Source organism: Pseudomonas sp. A1230 (assembly GCF_044218825.1).
Lineage (GTDB): Bacteria > Pseudomonadota > Gammaproteobacteria > Pseudomonadales > Pseudomonadaceae > Aquipseudomonas > Aquipseudomonas iridis.
Genome location: NZ_CP162582.1, coordinates 2046208 through 2064673, shown reverse-complemented (window position 1 = coordinate 2064673; position 18466 = coordinate 2046208). Strand labels below are relative to the sequence as shown.

At 59.7% G+C, this 18466-nt stretch carries 17 protein-coding genes; 6 read left to right on the top strand and 11 right to left on the bottom strand.

The genetic code is table 11. The features are described from left to right. Nucleotides 1-121 precede the first annotated feature (121 nt). Nucleotides 122-1249 carry an acyl-CoA dehydrogenase gene (locus AB4P97_RS09850; protein ID WP_042559232.1) on the top strand — a complete coding sequence of 376 codons (1128 nt, stop codon included), beginning with the start codon at nt 122-124 and terminating at the stop codon, nt 1247-1249. 15 nt (nt 1250-1264) lie between these two features. Beyond that, a complete protein-coding gene (locus tag AB4P97_RS09845) occupies nt 1265-2038 on the top strand; it encodes an enoyl-CoA hydratase (RefSeq protein ID WP_395602567.1) in 774 nt (257 codons plus the stop codon). 169 nt (nt 2039-2207) lie between these two features. Here the strand turns inward: AB4P97_RS09845 and AB4P97_RS09840 are convergent, their stop codons facing one another. The 6 genes from AB4P97_RS09840 to AB4P97_RS09815 all read right to left on the bottom strand — a co-directional run bounded on the left by AB4P97_RS09840 (nt 2208) and on the right by AB4P97_RS09815 (nt 8551). Continuing rightward, nucleotides 2208-3359 (bottom strand): acyl-CoA dehydrogenase family protein, encoded by a 1152-nt coding sequence (locus tag AB4P97_RS09840; RefSeq protein WP_395602566.1) that lies wholly within the window; start codon nt 3357-3359, stop codon nt 2208-2210. 3 nt (nt 3360-3362) lie between these two features. Beyond that, nucleotides 3363-4469: an enoyl-CoA hydratase/isomerase family protein gene (locus tag AB4P97_RS09835; protein WP_395602565.1), complete on the bottom strand. Its 1107-nt coding sequence runs from the start codon at nt 4467-4469 to the stop codon at nt 3363-3365. 188 nt (nt 4470-4657) lie between these two features. After that, nucleotides 4658-5353 (bottom strand): HPP family protein, encoded by a 696-nt coding sequence (locus AB4P97_RS09830; RefSeq protein WP_273878378.1) that lies wholly within the window; start codon nt 5351-5353, stop codon nt 4658-4660. A gap of 155 nt (nt 5354-5508) precedes the next feature. Further along, nucleotides 5509-6687, bottom strand: a complete 1179-nt coding sequence (locus AB4P97_RS09825; RefSeq protein WP_395602564.1) for an MFS transporter — start codon at nt 6685-6687, stop codon at nt 5509-5511. 207 nt (nt 6688-6894) lie between these two features. Continuing rightward, a complete protein-coding gene (locus AB4P97_RS09820; protein WP_395602563.1) occupies nt 6895-8274 on the bottom strand; it encodes a UDP-glucose dehydrogenase family protein in 1380 nt (459 codons plus the stop codon). 91 nt (nt 8275-8365) lie between these two features. Then, a complete protein-coding gene (locus AB4P97_RS09815; protein ID WP_395602562.1) occupies nt 8366-8551 on the bottom strand; it encodes a hypothetical protein in 186 nt (61 codons plus the stop codon). A gap of 108 nt (nt 8552-8659) precedes the next feature. Here AB4P97_RS09815 and xerC point away from each other — a divergent pair, with 108 nt between their 5' ends. After that, nucleotides 8660-9505 carry a tyrosine recombinase XerC gene (gene xerC / locus AB4P97_RS09810; RefSeq protein WP_234451832.1) on the top strand — a complete coding sequence of 282 codons (846 nt, stop codon included), beginning with the start codon at nt 8660-8662 and terminating at the stop codon, nt 9503-9505. On the opposite strand, the gene AB4P97_RS09805 is transcribed toward xerC, so the two are convergent. From AB4P97_RS09805 to AB4P97_RS09785, 5 genes are all read right to left on the bottom strand, one after another. Then, the gene (locus tag AB4P97_RS09805; RefSeq protein ID WP_339473546.1) at nt 9506-10057 is read right to left on the bottom strand and encodes a PqiC family protein; all 552 of its coding nucleotides are present in this window, start codon (nt 10055-10057) and stop codon (nt 9506-9508) included. A gap of 16 nt (nt 10058-10073) precedes the next feature. Further along, on the bottom strand, nt 10074-11729 hold the full coding sequence (locus tag AB4P97_RS09800; RefSeq protein ID WP_115148086.1) for an intermembrane transport protein PqiB: 1656 nt from the start codon (nt 11727-11729) through the stop codon (nt 10074-10076). Nucleotides 11730-11924: 195 nt separating this feature from the next. Then, entirely contained in the window at nt 11925-13226 is a 1302-nt protein-coding gene (locus AB4P97_RS09795; protein WP_395602561.1) for an NAD(P)/FAD-dependent oxidoreductase, read from the bottom strand. Next, a complete protein-coding gene (locus AB4P97_RS09790; protein WP_042559221.1) occupies nt 13223-14311 on the bottom strand; it encodes a polyamine ABC transporter substrate-binding protein in 1089 nt (362 codons plus the stop codon). The genes AB4P97_RS09795 and AB4P97_RS09790 overlap by 4 nt, the downstream gene beginning before the upstream one ends. A gap of 140 nt (nt 14312-14451) precedes the next feature. Beyond that, nucleotides 14452-15810: a glutamine synthetase family protein gene (locus tag AB4P97_RS09785; protein ID WP_395602560.1), complete on the bottom strand. Its 1359-nt coding sequence runs from the start codon at nt 15808-15810 to the stop codon at nt 14452-14454. A gap of 161 nt (nt 15811-15971) precedes the next feature. Between AB4P97_RS09785 and AB4P97_RS09780 the strand changes: the two genes are divergently transcribed. The 3 genes from AB4P97_RS09780 (at nt 15972) to AB4P97_RS09770 (ending at nt 18420) form a co-directional block, all read left to right on the top strand. Then, entirely contained in the window at nt 15972-16880 is a 909-nt protein-coding gene (locus tag AB4P97_RS09780; protein WP_042559151.1) for a helix-turn-helix domain-containing protein, read from the top strand. Between the two features lie 83 nt (nt 16881-16963). Continuing rightward, the gene (locus tag AB4P97_RS09775; protein ID WP_042559152.1) at nt 16964-17473 is read left to right on the top strand and encodes a sigma-70 family RNA polymerase sigma factor; all 510 of its coding nucleotides are present in this window, start codon (nt 16964-16966) and stop codon (nt 17471-17473) included. After that, nucleotides 17473-18420, top strand: coding sequence for a FecR domain-containing protein (locus AB4P97_RS09770; protein ID WP_395602559.1), 948 nt, complete (start codon nt 17473-17475; stop codon nt 18418-18420). Before AB4P97_RS09775 ends, AB4P97_RS09770 begins: the two co-directional genes overlap by 1 nt. Nucleotides 18421-18466 lie beyond the last annotated feature (46 nt).

The following is an 18466-nucleotide window of genomic DNA, read 5'->3' as shown; positions in this document are numbered from 1 at the left end:
GAGCGGGCTTGCCCGCGATGGCGGTGGGTCATACAGCCAATATTTTGATTGACACGGCCTCATCGCGGGCAAGCCCGCTCCCACAGGGTTTTGCGTAGCAAACCGGATTTAAGGACTCACCATGATCCCCAACGAAGACCAACAACAGATCCGCGACATGGCCCGGCAGTTTGCCGAGGAACGGCTGAAACCGTTCGCCGCCGAGTGGGATCGCGAGCACCGCTTTCCCAAGGAAGCCATTGGCGAGATGGCCGAGCTGGGCTTTTTCGGCATGCTCGTGCCGGAGCAGTGGGGCGGTTGCGACACCGGTTACCTGGCCTACGCCATGGCGCTGGAAGAAATCGCCGCCGGCGACGGTGCCTGCTCGACGATCATGAGCGTGCACAACTCGGTAGGCTGCGTGCCGATCCTCAAGTTCGGCAACGACGATCAGCGCGAGCGTTTTCTCAAGCCATTGGCCAGCGGCGCCATGCTTGGGGCTTTTGCACTGACCGAACCGCAGGCTGGTTCCGACGCCAGCAGCCTGAAGACCCGCGCACGCCTGGAAGGCGATCATTACGTGCTGAACGGCTGCAAACAGTTCATCACCTCCGGGCAAAACGCCGGGATCGTGATCGTCTTTGCTGTGACCGATCCAGGTGCCGGCAAACGCGGGATCAGCGCGTTTATCGTGCCGACCGACTCGCCGGGCTACAAAGTTGCCCGCGTCGAAGACAAGCTCGGCCAGCACGCCTCGGACACATGCCAGATTCTTTTCGAAGACGTCAAAGTGCCGGTCGCCAACCGGTTGGGTGAGGAGGGCGAGGGTTACAAAATCGCCTTGGCCAACCTCGAAGGTGGCCGCGTCGGTATCGCCTCGCAATCGGTGGGGATGGCCCGCGCAGCATTCGAAGCGGCGCGCGATTACGCCCGTGACCGCGACACGTTCGGCAAGCCGATCATCGAACACCAGGCCGTTGCGTTTCGCCTCGCCGACATGGCGACGCAAATCGCCGTCGCCCGGCAAATGGTGCATTACGCCGCGGCGCTGCGTGACAGCGGTCAACCGGCGCTGGTTGAAGCGTCCATGGCCAAACTGTTCGCCTCGGAGATGGCCGAGAAAGTCTGCTCGATGGCCTTGCAGACGCTCGGCGGTTACGGTTATCTCAACGATTTCCCGCTGGAGCGCATCTACCGCGACGTGCGCGTCTGCCAGATCTACGAAGGCACCAGCGATATTCAGCGCATGGTTATTTCGCGCAATCTTTGACCAGGAATTTTATCCATGACTTACGAAACGATTCTGCTGGAAAACCACGGCCGTGTTGGCTTGATCACTCTCAACCGGCCACAGGCGCTGAACGCGCTGAACGCGCAACTGGTCAGCGAAGTGAACCAGGCACTTGATGCGCTGGAAGCGGATGCCAATATCGGCTGCATCGTCATCACCGGCTCGAAAAAGGCTTTCGCTGCCGGCGCCGACATCAAGGAAATGGCCGAGCTGACCTATCCGCAGATTTATATGGACGACCTGTTCAGCGACAGTGATCGCGTGGCCAACCGCCGCAAGCCGATCATCGCTGCAGTCAACGGCTTTGCTTTGGGCGGTGGCTGTGAGCTGGCGTTGATGTGCGACTTTATCCTGGCCGGCGACAACGCCAAATTCGGCCAGCCGGAAATCAACCTCGGCGTGCTGCCGGGCATGGGCGGCACACAACGTCTGACTCGCGCTGTGGGCAAAGCCAAAGCCATGGAAATGTGCCTGAGCGGACGTTTGATCGACGCGGTTGAGGCTGAGCGTTGCGGCATCGTCGCGCGGATCGTGCCGAGTGATGAATTGCTCGATGAAGCGCTGAAAGTAGCAGCAGTGATCGCCAGTAAGTCGCTGCCGATTGCGATGATGGTCAAGGAAAGTGTGAACCGTGCGTTTGAGGTCAATTTGACGGAGGGTGTGCGGTTTGAGCGCCGGGTGTTCCATGCGGCGTTTGCCACTCAGGATCAGAAGGAAGGGATGGCGGCGTTTGTGGCCAAGCGGACGCCCGAGTTCAAGGGTCAGTAATTCGCGAACTTGACTGGCCTCATCGCCAGCAGGCTGGCTCCCACAGGCGATTTGTGTAGAGCGCCGATCCAATGTGGGAGCCAGATCAAAAGATCGCAGCCTGCGGCAGCTCCTACACGGGAATATGTGTTTCCTTGTAGGAGCTGCCGCAGGCTGCGATCTTTTGCTTTTAGAGCTGGTAGTTCTTCAATTCCCGAGCAATCACCATCCGCTGAATCTCGCTCGACCCTTCATAAATCTGGGTAATCCGCGCATCGCGGTAATACTTCTCGACCGGATAATCTTCCAGATACCCATACCCGCCATGAATCTGAATCGCCGACGAGCAAACCTTCTCGGCCATCTCGGACGCAAACAGCTTGGCCTGTGACGCCTCCGACAAACACGGTTTACCCGCCGTGCGCAGACGCGCCGCATGCAAAATCATCAACCGCGCCGCGTTCAATTGCATGTGCATGTCGGCCAGCAGATTGGCGATGCTCTGGTGTTCGTTGATCGGCTTGCCGAACTGCACCCGATCCCGCGAATAAGCCAACGCCGCTTCGAACGCCGCGCGGGCAATCCCTAACGCTTGCGCGGCAATGCCGATGCGTCCGCCCTCAAGGTTGGATAAGGCAATCGCCAGACCTTTGCCGCGCTCGCCAAGCAGGTTGGCCTCGGGAATGCTGCAGTTGTTCAGCGTCACCGCACAGGTGTCGGAAGCGCGGATGCCCATTTTGTGTTCGGTGCGATCGACGATGAAGCCCGGTGTATCGGTGGGCACCAGAAACGCCGAAATACCTTTCTTGCCCAGATCCGGATCGGTCACCGCAAACACGATCGCCAGTTTTGCCCGTTTGCCGTTGCTGACAAATTGCTTGGCACCGTTGATCACCCACTGGCCATCGCGCAGTTCGGCGCGAGTGCGCAGGTTGTGCGCTTCGGAACCGGCCTGCGGTTCGGTCAGGCAGAAGCAGCCGATCACCGCGCCACTGGCCAGATCCGCCAGCCAGGTCTGTTTCTGCTCGTCGCTGCCGTAGTTCATCACCGGGCCGCAGCCGACCGAGTTGTGGATGCTCATGAACGCACCAGTGGCGCCATCGCCGGCAGAAATTTCTTCCACGGCCAGCGCATAAGCGACGTAGTCGACGTAGGTCCCGCCCCATTCCTCAGGCACGACCATGCCCAGCAGACCCAACTCGCCCATCTTCGCCACGAGGGCGTTGTCGATCCAGCCAGCCTTTTCCCAGGCTTGCGCATGAGGTGCGATTTCGCCGCGGGCAAAGTCCCGGGCCATGTCGCGGATCATCACTTGTTCTTCAGTCAGTTCGAGATCGTGCATGGCTCAGCTCCCGCTCTCAGCAAAACCGTGGAAGAAACTCGCCACATGCGCAGCGTCCAGCGCGGCGAGGTTCGGCGGGTTCCAGCGAGGTGTCTTGTCTTTGTCGATCAGCAGGGCGCGCACGCCTTCGATCAGGTCACCGCGGGCGAACCATTGACGATCCAGATGCAGTTCGAGGGCGAAGCACTGTTCCAGGCTCAAGTGCCGGCCACGACCGAGCATTTCCAGCGTAACGGCCATGGCCAGCGGTGAGCGGGTTTCCAGCAGATCAGCCGTGGTGGTCGCCCATTCATGGCTGTTGGCAACGGTGACGGCGCGCAGTTGCTCGACCATGCTTGGCACGTCCGGCAGCGCGAAGAAGTGGTCGATGGCCGGACGCAAGGCTTCGAGTGGCGCATCGGGCAGGGTTTGCACAGCGTGTTTGGCCAACAGGTTTTGCAGCGACTTGAGCGGTGTGTCCTGCCATTCCATCTGATCGAGTTTTTCATCGAGGATGGCCAGTTTGCTGCTGTCCAGATACCAGTCGGCGAGCCCGCAATACAACGCATCGGCAGCGCGGATCTGCACGCCGCTGACGCCCAGGTATATCCCCAGCTCGCCGGGAATGCGCGGCAGGAAATAGCTGCCACCGACGTCCGGGAAATAACCGATGGCCACTTCCGGCATCGCCAGACGGCTCTTTTCGGTGACCACGCGCAGATCGGCGCCTTGCACCAGACCCATACCGCCACCGAGGACGAATCCGTCCATCAGCGCCAGCACCGGTTTGCGGTAGTGGTGAATCGTCAGGTCGAGGGCGTATTCCTCGACGAAAAAATCTTCGTGCAGCGTGTCGCCGCTCTTGTAACTGTCGTAAAGCGAACGAATGTCGCCGCCAGCGCAGAAGGCTTTGTCACCGGCACCGCGCAGGACAACGGCGTGCACATCGGCGTCGCTCGCCCAGGCGTCGAGCCGCTGTTGCAGCAGGCGAACCATGTCGAGGGTAATGGCGTTGAGGCCGGTAGGGCGGTTGAGGGTCAGGTGACCGATGTGGTTGCGAACCTCGGCCAGCACTTCGTTTTGCGTGGCATCCATGGACAGAGTCCGCGGGGATGAAGCCTGAGCAGTCATCACTAACTCCCTGCTTTTATTGTCTTTATTCGAGAAGCTCGCGCGCGAGCGTTAACGGATCGTAACAGTGCAAATTTGCCCTGTACAACGAGGATATCTGCAGGGGCTGTGTGCATTTTTACATCAGGTGATGGAATGCAATGACAGTGTAGGAGCCTTCGGCAGCGCCTACACAGAAGTGTGGGGATTCAGGATGGGCGGGTGAAAACTTCACCAATGCTGCGCCGTTTGGCATGCAGTTCACTGGCGTGGATCAATTGCTCCAGGTCTTCAGGCGTGATGTCGATGAACGCCTCCATGTCAGCCAGCGCCAGTTTCAGGTCTTGAGCAGTGATCGCCTGGCTATCGACCGGGGCAACCACCGGCGCAGGTTCGGCGGGGCGTTTTGGGTAACGGATGCGCGTCAGGTTGTTGTAGGCCAAGGCACTGGCCAACATGCACGCAGCCCCCAGCATCACTGGCTCCATGGCTTTCCAGTCCATGGCGATGGTCGCGGGATCGGCCAGCACCAACGTCAACGCCAACGCGCCGGCTGGTGGGTGCAGGCAACGCAACCAGCACATCATCATCAACGCGATGCCCGCCGCCAGACACGCGCTGCCGAGTGTTCGGCCGAGCACATGGGCGACCAGCAATGCCACGACGCCGGCACACAGATAGCCGCCCAGAATCGACCAGGGCTGGGCGAGGGCGCCGGACGATACGGCGAACAGCAGCACCGCTGACGCGCCCAACGGGCCGATCAGGTGATAAGCGACTTCATGCCCGAATACCTGGGCGCACAACCACACGCTGAACAGCGTGCCCAGTGCCATGCCGATAGCGGCGCGGCTCCATTCGGTCGGGCGAGTGTTGATGGCGGCGGGCAACCAGCGAGCGAGCATGTGAAACCGATCCTTGCAAAAATCCGGGCAAAAAAAAGGACTTGTCCGGCAAATCCGGAAAGCCCTCGAAGTGTTCCAACATTGGGGGAGGAACGCGCACAGTGTGCCGATCAATCTCGATGCTGACAAATTCATATTAATGCAGTTTTAGTGCATTAATTTTGCATTGAAGCGACCCTGCGTCCGCTGACAAAACACAGATAGCCGCCCAGCGCCGCGAGACCACTGAGGGCGTAAAACATGCTCGGTGCCGGTGTGTGCATCAGCAGGAACCCGCACATTACCGGGCTTACAGCACCGCCCAGTGCCGCCAGATTCTGTGCACCGTAGTAGCTGCCGCGCAGTTCTTCCGGGGCCAAGGTGTCGACGAAGAGAAAATCCGCCGGGTAAATGATCATCTCGCCCAGAGTGAAGATGAACATCGCCACGCACCAGCCGACGAGGCTGTCGGCGACACTGAAGCCGATCAGCCCGACGATGAACAGCGCGGTGCCCCCGGCAATCCAGTACCGCAGGTGCTCGCGCTTGAGGAACCGGCCGATCTGAAATTGCAGCAGGATCACTGTGATCGCGTTGCAGGCGAGCAGGGCGGCCATGGTGTCCAGCGTCTGCTGCTGAGTGTGGGTCACCAGCAGGTACTGCGACAGGTACAAGGTGAAACGCCCGTGGACCAACGTACTGAGCAGGCAGCCCAGAGTGAACAGGACCATCGTGCGGTCGTTTTTCAGGATGATCAGGGTATTCAGAAAGCTTTGCGGCTGGCCGAGCGGCGATATCGGGCTCACCTTCCTGGCGACGCCGAGCAGCAGGAACACACTGGCGCAGGCGATCGCACCGGCGACGATAAACGGCGCGCCAGGCTGAATGCCGGCGATCACCACGCCGATCATCGGGCCGACGGCGTAACCGATGTTGGTCAGCGTGTAGTTCAGGGAAAACGCCTTGACCCGCTGACCGATGGGCAGGTTCTCGCTGAGGATCGCCTTGGAGCAGATCAGGAACAGCGCCGAGGCGGTTTCGCTGATGATCAGCACCAGCGTGACCAGATACAGATTCTGCGCGAAGGTCAGCAGGATCAGTCCGATGCCGCTCGAGAGCATGGTAAGGATCAGCAACTGGCGCTTGTCCAGTCGATCGATGATGTAACCGCCATACAGCGACAGCAGCGTGGCACTGAACACCGCGATGCCCAGTAGCAGACCGACGTCTTGAGGGTTGAGGCCGAGTTTGTTGCTGAGGAACAAGGTCAGCAATGGGCTGATCAGGGCACGGCTGACGACAACTGTCAGCGAGCTGATCATCAGCCGGCGGATCAGGGGCGAGTAGGTGGCCACGAAGAGGTCAATGTCCTTATTTCAGATGCACAAGCGGGCGTCGCCATCCTCGCCGGGTCGCAGTCACCGGTCAACCTGACACAACAAAATCCCCTCTGTAGGAGCTGCCGAAGGCTGCGATCTTTTGATCTTGATTGTTAAGAAACAGGATCAAAAGATCGCAGCCTCGGCAGCTCCTACACAGAGCTCAGAGGTCGCAATAACCGGTCAGGCGACGTCGGACGCGCGCGACCATTGCTGCAGCGAGATTGGCAACTTGCGCGACTCGCCACGGCCCATCGGGAAGTACTGGAAGCCATTGCGCGCCAGGCGTTCGGCGTCGTACAGGTTGCGACCGTCGAAGATCACCGGGGTGTTGAGGCGCTGCTTGATCAAGTCGAAATCCGGCGCCTTGAACTGCTGCCACTCGGTGCAGATGATCAGCGCGTCGGCGCCGGGCAATACCGACTCAGGCGTGCCCATCAACATCAGTTTTGCTTCGTCCGGGTAGAGGTTTTGGGTTTCCTGCATGGCTTCGGGGTCGAACGCGCGCACGCTGGCGCCGGCGGCCCACAGTTCTTCCAGCAAGACCCGGCTCGGCGCATCGCGCATGTCGTCGGTGTTGGGCTTGAAGGCCAGGCCCCACAGGGCGAAAGTCCTGCCGCGCAGGTCGCCTTTGTAGAACGCGTTGATACGCTCGAACAGCTTGTGCTTCTGCCGCTGATTGATCGCTTCGACCGCTTGCAGCAAATCGCTGGAGCAGTGCGCCTGTTCGGCACTGTGGATCAAGGCGCGCATGTCCTTGGGAAAGCACGAACCGCCATAACCACAACCCGGGTAGATGAAGTGATAGCCGATGCGCGTGTCGGCGCCGATGCCCTGGCGCACCGATTCGATGTCGGCGCCCAGGTGTTCGGCCAGCTCGGCGATCTGGTTGATGAAACTGATCTTGGTCGCCAGCATGCAGTTGGCCGCGTACTTGGTCAGCTCGGCGCTACGCAAGTCCATGAACATGATGCGGTCATGGTTGCGATTGAACGGCGCGTACAGATCGCGCATCACGTCACGCACCTCATCGCCCTCGCAACCGATGACGATGCGATCCGGACGCCGGCAATCAGCGACGGCGGAACCTTCCTTGAGAAACTCCGGGTTGGAGACGATATCGAAATGCAGCAAACGACCCACCTTGATCAAGGCCTTTTCGATGTGCGTGCGCAAGGTGTCGCCCGTGCCCACCGGCACCGTGGATTTCTCCACCAGAATCAGCGGATGTTCACGGTGACGGGCAATCGCATCGCCGACCGAGAGCACGTAGCGCAAATCCGCCGAGCCGTCTTCACGCGACGGCGTACCCACCGCAATGAACGCCACACGTCCGTGCTGCACGGCAAGTTTTTCGTCGCTGGTGAACAACAGGCGTTTCGAATCCAGACCCTCGCGCACCAGGCTGGCCAGCCCCGGTTCGAAGATGCTGACGTGGCCCTGACTCAGCAAGTTGACCTTGTTCTGGTCGACGTCCATACACACCACGTCATGCCCGACTTCGGCCAGCACAGCCGCTTGCACCAGACCGACGTAACCACTGCCAAATACCGTGATTTTCATGAAGCACTCCTGAATGCGGACGCACGAACCAGATGAGTGTTGATCTGTTGTTGACCGCGATCAGGGTAGGCAAGGGCATGTTTCAATTCGTCTATCGCGCCTGCAACGTCCGCCCGGTTGTCTGAAAAACGCGGAAGTTCAAGGGCTTGGGATACCGGTCGGAGAATGCCTGATTGACTTTTAAGCCCTTGGCCGGCAGGTTGTGAGCCTTTTCCGGCAACCGGTCGCATTCAGGTTTTGCCGTTTTTTTGTCATGTTGTAATGAACTGTTTTCCATTCAAGGCCGTTTCGTTTGATTGACTTGTCCAGTACCCCATCTTCCCCGTCCAACACTAATCCGCTAACGCTTTATCTGGCACGCCTGGCGCCTTCCAGCCAACTGACCATGCGCTACGTCTTGCAGGACGCCGCCGACCGTCTGGGTTTCGAGGACATGAATCTCGAAGACATTCCATGGCACGGCTTGCAACCTGAAGATGTCGTTGCACTGGTGGCGGCTTTGCGTGAGGACAACTACGCGCCCAATACGTCTTCGCTTTATGTAAATGCCGTGCGCGGGGTGATGAACGAAGCCTGGCGCATGAGCCTGATCACTCAGGATCACCTGTTGAAAATGCGTTCGGTCAAAGGCATTGCCGGCACGCGGTTATCGCAGGGGCGCAATCTCAAACGCACACTGATTCACGAATTGATGGAAGTCTGCGCCGCCGACCCGCGCCCGCAGGGCTTGCGTGACGCCGCAGTGATTGCGCTGCTGTACGGCACCGGCATGCGCAAATCCGAGTCGGTGGATCTGGATTTGAATCAGGTCGATTTCACTGAGCGCAGCCTGACCGTCATCGGCAAAGGCAATAAACAACTGATCAAGTACGCTCCGGCGTGGGCGTTCGCGAAGCTCGATGCGTGGCTGGAACTGCGTCGCTCACAGCTCAAGGAAGGTGAAAGCGATGACGGGTTTCTGTTCAATCGCATCCGTCGTGGCAGCCACATCACCCGCGAACGCATCACCAAACACGCGATCTATTACATCGCCCGCCAGCGCGGCACACAGGTCGGGGTGAAGATCATGCCCCACGACTTCCGGCGGTCGTTCATCACCCGGGTGATCGAAGAGCATGATCTGTCGATTGCGCAGAAGCTGGCGCATCACAGCAACATCCAGACCACCGCCAACTACGATGTGCGTGACGACAACGAGCGGCGGCGGGCAGTGGATCGCTTCGATCTCTGATCAGGAGGCGGGAGGGCAACCGCGCGACCCACTGGCGGCCTGAGTGATTTGCGCGGCAAGACGTTTGACGTTGTTTTGCTGCGCCGTCACCAGTTCGTCGATGCTTGGTCCGGACGGCGTTTGCAGGACGGAACGGCAGGTCAGCAGTGCGCTGTCAGCCGCGCCGAGTGGCCGCAAACGCCATTTGACGTCGATCAAACCGTACTGGCCGGGGATCGAATCGAAGCGCTGCACGTCGACGCGCACCGAGAGTTTCTGCTGGCCGCTGGCGCTGCTCAACTGGTCGACCAAGGCAGTGCGCAGTTCATCCGCGAGCGTCGCGCCCCACCATTCAGTCTCCAGTATCGCCAGGCCACTGTTGCCTTGACGGATGACGATTTGCGCGCGATCGACCTGCGGCGGCACGGTGATGCCTTCAATGGCGATCTCCGATCCGCTTCGGCCAGAACCCGGTTGTGCGGGCACCAGCGTGTGAAAGCTGATCGGATCGCTGCGACAAGCACCAAGCAGCACAAATGCAGCGAGCACGGTGATCTTCAACGGTAAAGCCATGGTTCAGCTCCTGTGCTCAATTGCGTGGCGGTCCTTTCAGGTCCATCGGCCCGGCGTTTTCGGGACGACCGCGAATCAACGATTCCGGATGACGACCCAGGTAGTCCGAGAACTCACGCAGGGAGCGCGACATGCGAGAGAGCTCGTCGAGGGTCTCATTGATTTTTTCCCGCTGCGGTGAGTCATCGGCCAGCGTGGAGTTGGCGGACTGCAGGGTTTTGCTGACGTCGGCGAGGGTGCTCTGTACGCCCGGCAAGGTTTTCGCATTGAACTGGCTCAGGCCTTTGCGCAACTCGACAAGATTGCCGTCAAGGTTACTGGCGATCCGTTCCACCGGCAGTTTGTTGATTTTGTCGACCATCGCTTCGAGTTTTTCCTGCAACTGTTCGAGGCTGCCTGGCACGGTCGGTATGACCACGGGACGAGCCGTTGGATCGAAGACGACTTTTTCGGCTTTAGGGAAGAAGTCCAGCGCCACGTACAGTTGGCCCGTCAGCAGGTTGCCGCTGCGGGCCTGTGCGCGCAGGCCGTTGTCGATAAAGGTGCCCATCAGGCGTATTCCGGCGGCTTCGTCGTTGGGGTCATGATTGAACGCCGTGAGCATTTTTTTGTATGCCTGGCCGAGGCGCTGCGGGTAAATGACGATGCCGACGTTCAGCGGGAAGCTGCGTTTTTTCGCGTCGAAATCCAGATTGATCGCCACCACCCGGCCTATTTCCATGCCGAGGAACTCCACCGGTGCGCCAACCTTGAGGCCGCGCAGGGACTGGTCGAAGCGCAAGCTCAGGTATTGCGCCTTGCCGTTGGGTGGGGCGAGGGCGGTCAACTGATCTTCGAACAGCTCGAAGTCTTTGTCATCGGCCGCTGCTACATCGTTGGGACTGTAATCCGGCGCACGGAAGGCGATGCCGCCGACCAGCATCGACGACAACGACTCGGTCTTGACCTGAAAACCGTTGGCGCCAACGCTGACGTCGATGCCGCTGGCGTTCCAGAACCGGGTGTTTTCGGTGACGAAGGCATCGTTGGGCGAATGAACGAAGATTTCGATATCGACGCCTTTGCCGTCCTGGGCGAGGGTGTAGGCGACCACTTGGCCAACCGGGATCTTGCGGTAGTAAACCGGCGAACCGATGTCCAGCGAGCCGAGATCCTGGGTGTGTAACATGAAGCGCTTGCCCGGTTCGCCGTAGGTGATCGGCGGCGGGTTCTCCAGACCCTTGAACTGCTTGGCGCGGTTATTGGCTTGGCCGATGTCGGCGCCGATATAGTCGCCGGAGAGCAGGGTGTCGATACCGGACACGCCGCCAGCGCCAATGCGTGGGCGTACCACCCAGTACTGCGAGTCTTCGCGGGTAAAGCTTTCGGCCTGCTTGGCCAGTTTGATGGTGGCGTTGACGCTTTTCTGGTCATCGCTCAATTCGACATCGGTGACCCGGCCGATGACCACGTTGCGGTATTTGACTTCGGTCTTGTTTGCCACCAGACCGCTGCCGGTCTTGAAGTTGACGGTGATGGTCGGCCCTTCCTGCATCAGGTTGTGCACCACCAGCGAAATGCCCACCAGCACCGCGATAATCGGCACGACCCATACCAGCGACAGGCTGAAGCGTCGGGTTTTTATGGGCGCCTGGCCCGGTGCTGGCGGCTCGCTGGTGGCTGACGACTTCATCCGTGTCCTCCTCTGATAATTGGGCACTGAGCGTCAGGAACGCAAAAGCACTTCATCAATATAGAAGTGCTTGGCGATAGAGCAAATTACTGACGATGTTGCCGGTGATCGTTCCCACGCTCCTGTGTGGGAGCGATCAAATCAAGCAAGATCAAAAGATCGCAGCCTTCGGCAGCTCCTACATGGGATCGTGTGTTAGCCGAGCATCTCGCGCAACCGATACCAGAACATGCCCAGTGCCAGCAGGGGCGAACGCAGGGCCGGGCCGCCGGGGAAGGTCATGTGCGGCACACCGCTGAACACGTCCATGCCCTGACTGTGGCCGGCATCAATCGCCTCGCCGAGCAGTTTTGCGCACCAGTGAGTCACGTTCAGGCCATGACCGGAGTAACCCTGGGCGTAGAACACGTTCGGGTGCTGTTTTAGGCGCCCGACCTGAGGAAAACGGTTGGCAGTGATGCCGATCTTGCCGCCCCACTGATAATCAATGCGCACATCGGCCAGTTGCGGGAAGACCTTGAGCATCTTCGGGCGCATGTAGGCGGCGATGTCTGCCGGATCTCGCCCGGAGTAATGGCAGGCACCGCCGAACAACAAGCGCCGGTCCGCCGAGAGCCGGTAGTAATCAAGTCCGACCTTCTGATCACACAGGGCCAGATTGTGCGGGATCAGTTGCGCGGCGCGTGCTTCGGACAACGGCTCGGTGGCAATGATGTAGCTTCCGGCGGGCAACACTTTGCCGCTCAGCTGAGGTTCGAGTTCATCCAGGTGCGCGTTGCAACCGAGCACCAGGCTGCCGGCACGCACGGTGCCAGTGGCGCAACGCACCTGAGCCGTCGAGCCATGGATGATTTCCAGTACCGGGCTCTGCTCGAATATTTTCACGCCAAGTGACGCCGCCAGTCGCGCTTCACCTTGCACCAGATCCAATGGATGCAGATGCCCAGAGCCCATGTCGATCAGACCGCCCGCGTAACCCTCGGCATTCACCACTTGCTGGCGAATCTGCTCGGGCCAGACCAGTCGGGTTTCATGGGCGTAGCCGAGTTCGGCGAGGCTGACTTGTTCTTCCTTGAACGCGGCGAATTGCGCCGGCGTATTCGCCAGCTCACAGAAGCCCCAACGCATATCGCATTCGATGCCGTTGTCTGTAATGCGCTGGCGCACCAGGTCCACCGAATCGATCCCGGCACGCTGCAAATAGCGCACACCTTCCTGACCCACATACTTGGCGAAACCTTCGACCTCGTGGCCAATCCCGCGGATCAATTGGCCGCCATTGCGGCCGCTGGCGCCCCAGCCAATCCGCCGCGCCTCGATCAACACCACCGACAGCCCGCGCTGAGCCAGCTCGATGGCGGTGTTGACCCCGGTAAACCCGCCGCCGATCACGCAGACATCGACGCTCAGATCGCCGTCCAGGACAGGGTAGGGAGTGGTCGCCCGAGCCGAGGCTGCGTAGTAGGAGCGGGCGTGTTCTTGGGTGTACTGATTCATTTGTTCGACTTCACTTTGCTCCAGGACCGGGTCATCAAGCGCATGATTGCCTGGGGCGGGGTAGAGGAGATGTAGAGCTTGTCGAGCACCGCTTGAGACGGATAAACCTCAGGGTTGTTGACCAGCTCCTGATCCATGTATTGCTTGGCGGCCGGGTTCGGGTTGGCATAACCGACCGAACCGCTGACCTTGGCGATCACTTGCGGATCGAGCAGGTAATTAATGAACGCGTGGGCTTCTTTGGTATTGCCGGCGTCGGCCGGAATCGCCAAAAGGTCGAACCACAGGTTGGCGCCTTCTTTCGGGATCGCGTAGGCGATGTTCACGCCGTTCTTGGCTTCCTTGGCGCGATTGGCCGCCTGGAACACGTCGCCGGAATAACCGAAGGCCACGCAGATGTCGCCGTTGGCCAGGTCCGACACGTATTTCGACGAGTGGAAGTAGGTGATGTACGGGCGGATGCTCAGCAGTTTGGCTTCGGCTTTCTTATAGTCTTCCGGGTTCTCACTGCGCGGGTCCAGGCCCATATAGTTGAGGATGGCCGGGAAGACTTCGTCGGCAGAGTCCATCATCGACACGCCGCACTGGCTGAGTTTCTTCAGGTTCTCCGGTTCAAACAGCACGGCCCACGAATCGATGTGATCGATGCCCAGCACTTGCTTGACCTTGTCGACGTTGTAGCCGATGCCGTTGGTGCCCCAAAGGTATGGCACGGAGTGCTCGTTGCCCGGGTCGTTTTTCTCCAGCAGTTCGAGCAGTTTCGGGTCGAGGTTTTTCCAGTTGGGCAGTTGCGCGCGGTCCAGTTTGAGGAACGCCCCGGCTTTTACCTGACGGGCGAGAAAGTGGTTGGACGGCACCACCACGTCATAGCCGGTGCGGCCGGCGAGGAGTTTGCCTTCGAGGGTTTCGTTGGAGTCGAAAACGTCGTAGATCACCTTGATCCCGGTTTGGCTCTGGAAGTCGGCGAGGGTGGTTTCACCGATGTAGTCGGTCCAGTTGTAGACGCTGACCTGTGGCTGGGCGTGGGCTACGGCGCTGAACAGAACGCTCAGACTGAGCGGGATCAGGGATTTCAATAGACGCATATCGACACCTCTTCTTGGATTTGTTTGGTTCCCTGTGGGAGCGGGCTTGCCCGCGATGAGGGTGGTGGCTTCAGCAACATTGTTGGATGTGCCAAAGCCATCGCGGGCAAGCCCGCTCCCACAGGGTCAGGTGGTGTTACTTAAACGCTCATCATCAGGAACTCACGCTCCCACGAGCTGATCACGCGCTTGAAGTTTTCATGCTCGGCACGTTTCACCGCGACATAGCCACGGACGAACTTGCTGCCCAGGTACTCGGCGACGGTGGCGCACTCTTCCATTTGCGTCAGCGCTTCTTCGATGGTGATCGGCAGGCGCAGGTTGCGGCGCTCGTAAGCGCGACCTTCGACGCCCGCGCTCGGCTCGATCTTCTCGACCATGCCGAGGTAACCGCAGAGCAGACTCGCGGCAATCGCCAGATACGGGTTGGCGTCGGCGCCCGGCAAGCGGTTTTCCACGCGCATCGCCTCAGGGCTGGACGTCGGCACACGCAAGCCGACGGTGCGGTTTTCTTCGCCCCATTCGACGTTCACCGGCGCCGAGGTGTCCGGGAGGAAGCGGCGGAACGAGTTCACGTTGGGCGCAAACATCGGCAGGACTTTCGGGATGTACTTCTGCAAACCGCCGATGTAGTGCAGGAACAGTTCGCTCATCTGCCCGTCAGCGGTGGCGAAGACGGGTTTGCCGGTGGCGATGTCCACCACGCTCTGGTGAATGTGCATGGCGCTACCCGGCTCGTCGCCCACCGGCTTGGCCATGAACGTCGCCGCGACGTTGTGCTTGAGCGATGCCTCACGCATGGTGCGTTTGAACACGGTGATCTGGTCGGCCAGATCCAGCGCGTCGCCGTGACGGAAGTTGATTTCCATCTGCGCCGGGCCGTCTTCGTGGATCAGTGTGTCGAGGTCCAGACCTTGCAGTTCGCACCAGTCGTAGACGTCTTCGAACAGCGGATCGAATTCGTTGGCGGCATCGATGGAAAATGACTGACGACCACTTTCAGCACGGCCCGAGCGGCCCAGTGGTGCCTTGAGCGGCAGGTCCGGGTCTTCGCAGCGCTGAGTCAGATAGAACTCCATTTCCGGCGCGACGATCGGCTTCCAGCCTTTATCGGTGTACAGCTGCAAGACTTTCTTCAACACGTTGCGTGGCGACAGTTCGATCGGGTTGCCGAATTTATCGAAGGTGTCGTGGATGACGATGGCTGTCGGCTCGATCGCCCATGGAATCACGTAGACCGCATCCGCCACAGGCTTGCAGACCATGTCGATGTCGGCCGGGTCGAGCAGGTCGTAGTAGATGTCGTCGTCGACAAAGTCCCCGGTTACCGTTTGCAGCAGCACACTTTCCGGCAGGCGCATGCCTCGCTCATGCAGGAACTTGTTGGTCGGTGCGATTTTGCCGCGGGCAATGCCGGTCAGGTCGCTGACCACACATTCAACTTCGGTAATCTTGTGATCTTTCAGCCAAGTGAACAGCTGATCGAAAGGGGCATTCATAAAGACCTCGTTATTGGTTTTATTGACGCCGGGGAGGGCGGGTTTCATCTTCCGCCCCTTCCCCTGTAGCGCGTTGACGACTATCTTGGGCGAGCCTTGCAGTTCCATCTATCCACTTTAAACACACCAAAGCGCACCAAGAGAGTGCGCAAGGTCACCCCATGACAACGTGCAATTCGCTCCAGGTTCAAGCGTTCAATACCGCCGATGTGGCCGAGCAAGTCCGCGCCACGCCGGGCTGGGTTCAGCATTACCAACAGATGTCGCCAGGCCATTTCGCCGGACAGATTCGCTATCTGGATCTGCAGGGTGTCGAGGTCTACGAAGAGCAGATGAACACCCGGGTCGAGCAAAATTTCAGCGCGCCATCGGGTGCTTTGGCGTTCTGTTTTGATCGCAGTGACAACGCGCTGTACCTGCTCAATGAAGAGAGCCGCAACATCTGGATCACCCCGGAGAACTACCAGGAAATTGCCGTGGTGTTCGGCCCCGAATTCGTCCGTCAGCACGGTCTGGATGTGGCCAAACTTGAAGGCCTGTTCATGGCGCCGCTCAATGGCGGGCAGAACGCCTTGTTCAGTCGCTGGTTAAGCTCGACTCTCACGAAGTTGACGCAACCCATTGATCTGGTTGAAAAAGAGGCGCTGACTCAACAGTTGCTTGAGGACTGTCTGTTCATCCTCGATAACGCTCGAGTGCATCTGGATCGCGGCGGTTTGCAGCGCCGGACCGAGGAGCGAATGATCATGAAGCGCATCGGAGAATGGGCGGCGGATTCACCCGAAGAGACGCTGAATCTGCTGGAGCTTTCGCACGTGGCGGGTGTTCCGCTGCGGCAGTTGCAGCAAGCCTTCAAGCACTTCACCGGGATGACGCCAAGCCATTGGTTGCGACTGCGCCGGTTGAACAGTGCGCACCGCGAGTTGCTCAAGCGCAGGCCGACGGAAACCACGGTTGCCGAGGTCGCGATGCATTGGTCGTTTTGGCACCTGGGGCGGTTTTCCAGCAGCTACCGAGCGTTGTTCAAAGAGCTCCCGAGCGAGACCCTCAAGCGCTCACACATGGCCTGACCCGTAAAAAGACCTTTGTCTCATTCGCGAAGTTAATTAGAATCAGTCTCATTTGAATCTAACTTCGCGCAGGGTCTCTTGAGATGATTGAAGCAGCGGCGCCCTCGGAGCAGAACCTGCACGACCTGTATCGGGATCACCGCGGCTGGCTGGAAACCTGGCTGCGTCGACGGATGGGCAACGCCTGGGATGCGGCAGATCTGAGTCAGGACACCTTCATGCGCGTGCTGTCCAGTGCGCAACCCCTGGCCGATATTCAGGAACCGCGAGCCTATCTGCTGACCGTGGGCAAACGTCTGTTAAGCAATTTCTACACCCGCCGCCAACTCGAAAAAGCCTATCTACAAGCACTGGCGCAATTGCCGGAGGAGAGCGTGCCTTCGCCAGAGCAGCGCTGGCTGCTGCTGGAAACCCTGCAAGCGCTGGACGAGTTGCTCGATGGTTTGCCGCGGCCGGTGCGCCGGGCGTTTTTGTGGAGTCAGCTCGAAGGGCTGGGTTATCGCGAGATTGCCGAGCGCTTGCAGGTTTCTGAGCGCACGGTCAAACGCTACATGGCGCAGGCATACGAGCATTGTTTGCTGGTGGATTTGTGATGCGTGTTGCCCCCAGCGACGAAACGCGTGATGTGGCCCGCGCTGCTGCGCAATGGCTGGCGTTGCTGGAGTCGGGCGAGGCCACGGATGATGATCACACGCGCCTGCAACACTGGCGCAGCAGCGATCACCGCCATGAAAACGCCTGGCAGAAGATTCAGCTGTTGCGCCGACGCTTTTGCGGCCTGCCTTTGGCTTTGGCCATGGCCACCCTGGATCGCCCGGATCCAGAACGTCGTGCAGCGCTGAAACGCGCGCTCGGTCTGGCGGCGCTGGTGCCGGCGGCGTGGCTGATCAGTCGGCAATTGCCGCTGGACGCCTGGCGGGCCGATCTGCACACCGGCACCGGTGAACACAGTCAATTACAGCTGGCGGATGGCAGTTCGTTGCAGTTGAACACGGACAGCGCGGTCAACATCGATCTGGTTGCCCGTCAATTGACGCTTGTGCGAGGCGAGATGGCGCTCAAGGTTCCCGGCGACTCAGCCTTGATGATCAACGCACCTTACGGGCGGATCAGCGTCAGTCGCAGCGAAGTCTGCCTGCGCCTCAGCGAACGTGAATGCCGCGTTTCGGTGGTCAGCGGCGCGGTGCAGTTGCAGCCGCTGCAAGGGCCGGCGCTGATGTTGAGTCAGGGCCAGCAGGTCAGTCTGCAAGCGTCCGGCGCCGGGCGTGTCGCAGCGTTCGATGCCTTGATGCCGGGCTGGCGTGAAGGTGTGTTGATGGCGCAGAACCAACCACTGGGGGATTTCCTGCGGGAGTTGAGCCGTTATCGTTCCGGGCTGTTGCGCTGGGATCCGGCACTGGAGTCCTTGCGCATCACCGGCAGTTTCCGCCTCGACAACACTGATCAAGTCCTTTCATTACTGGCGGCGAGTCTGCCAATCGACGTCCATACGCGCACCCGTTTCTGGGTTTCTCTCGTCCCGCGGAAAAACTTTAGCTGAAGGCTGTCCCTTTTTTTCGCCTCGCTGGTCATTTCAGGCAAGTGAA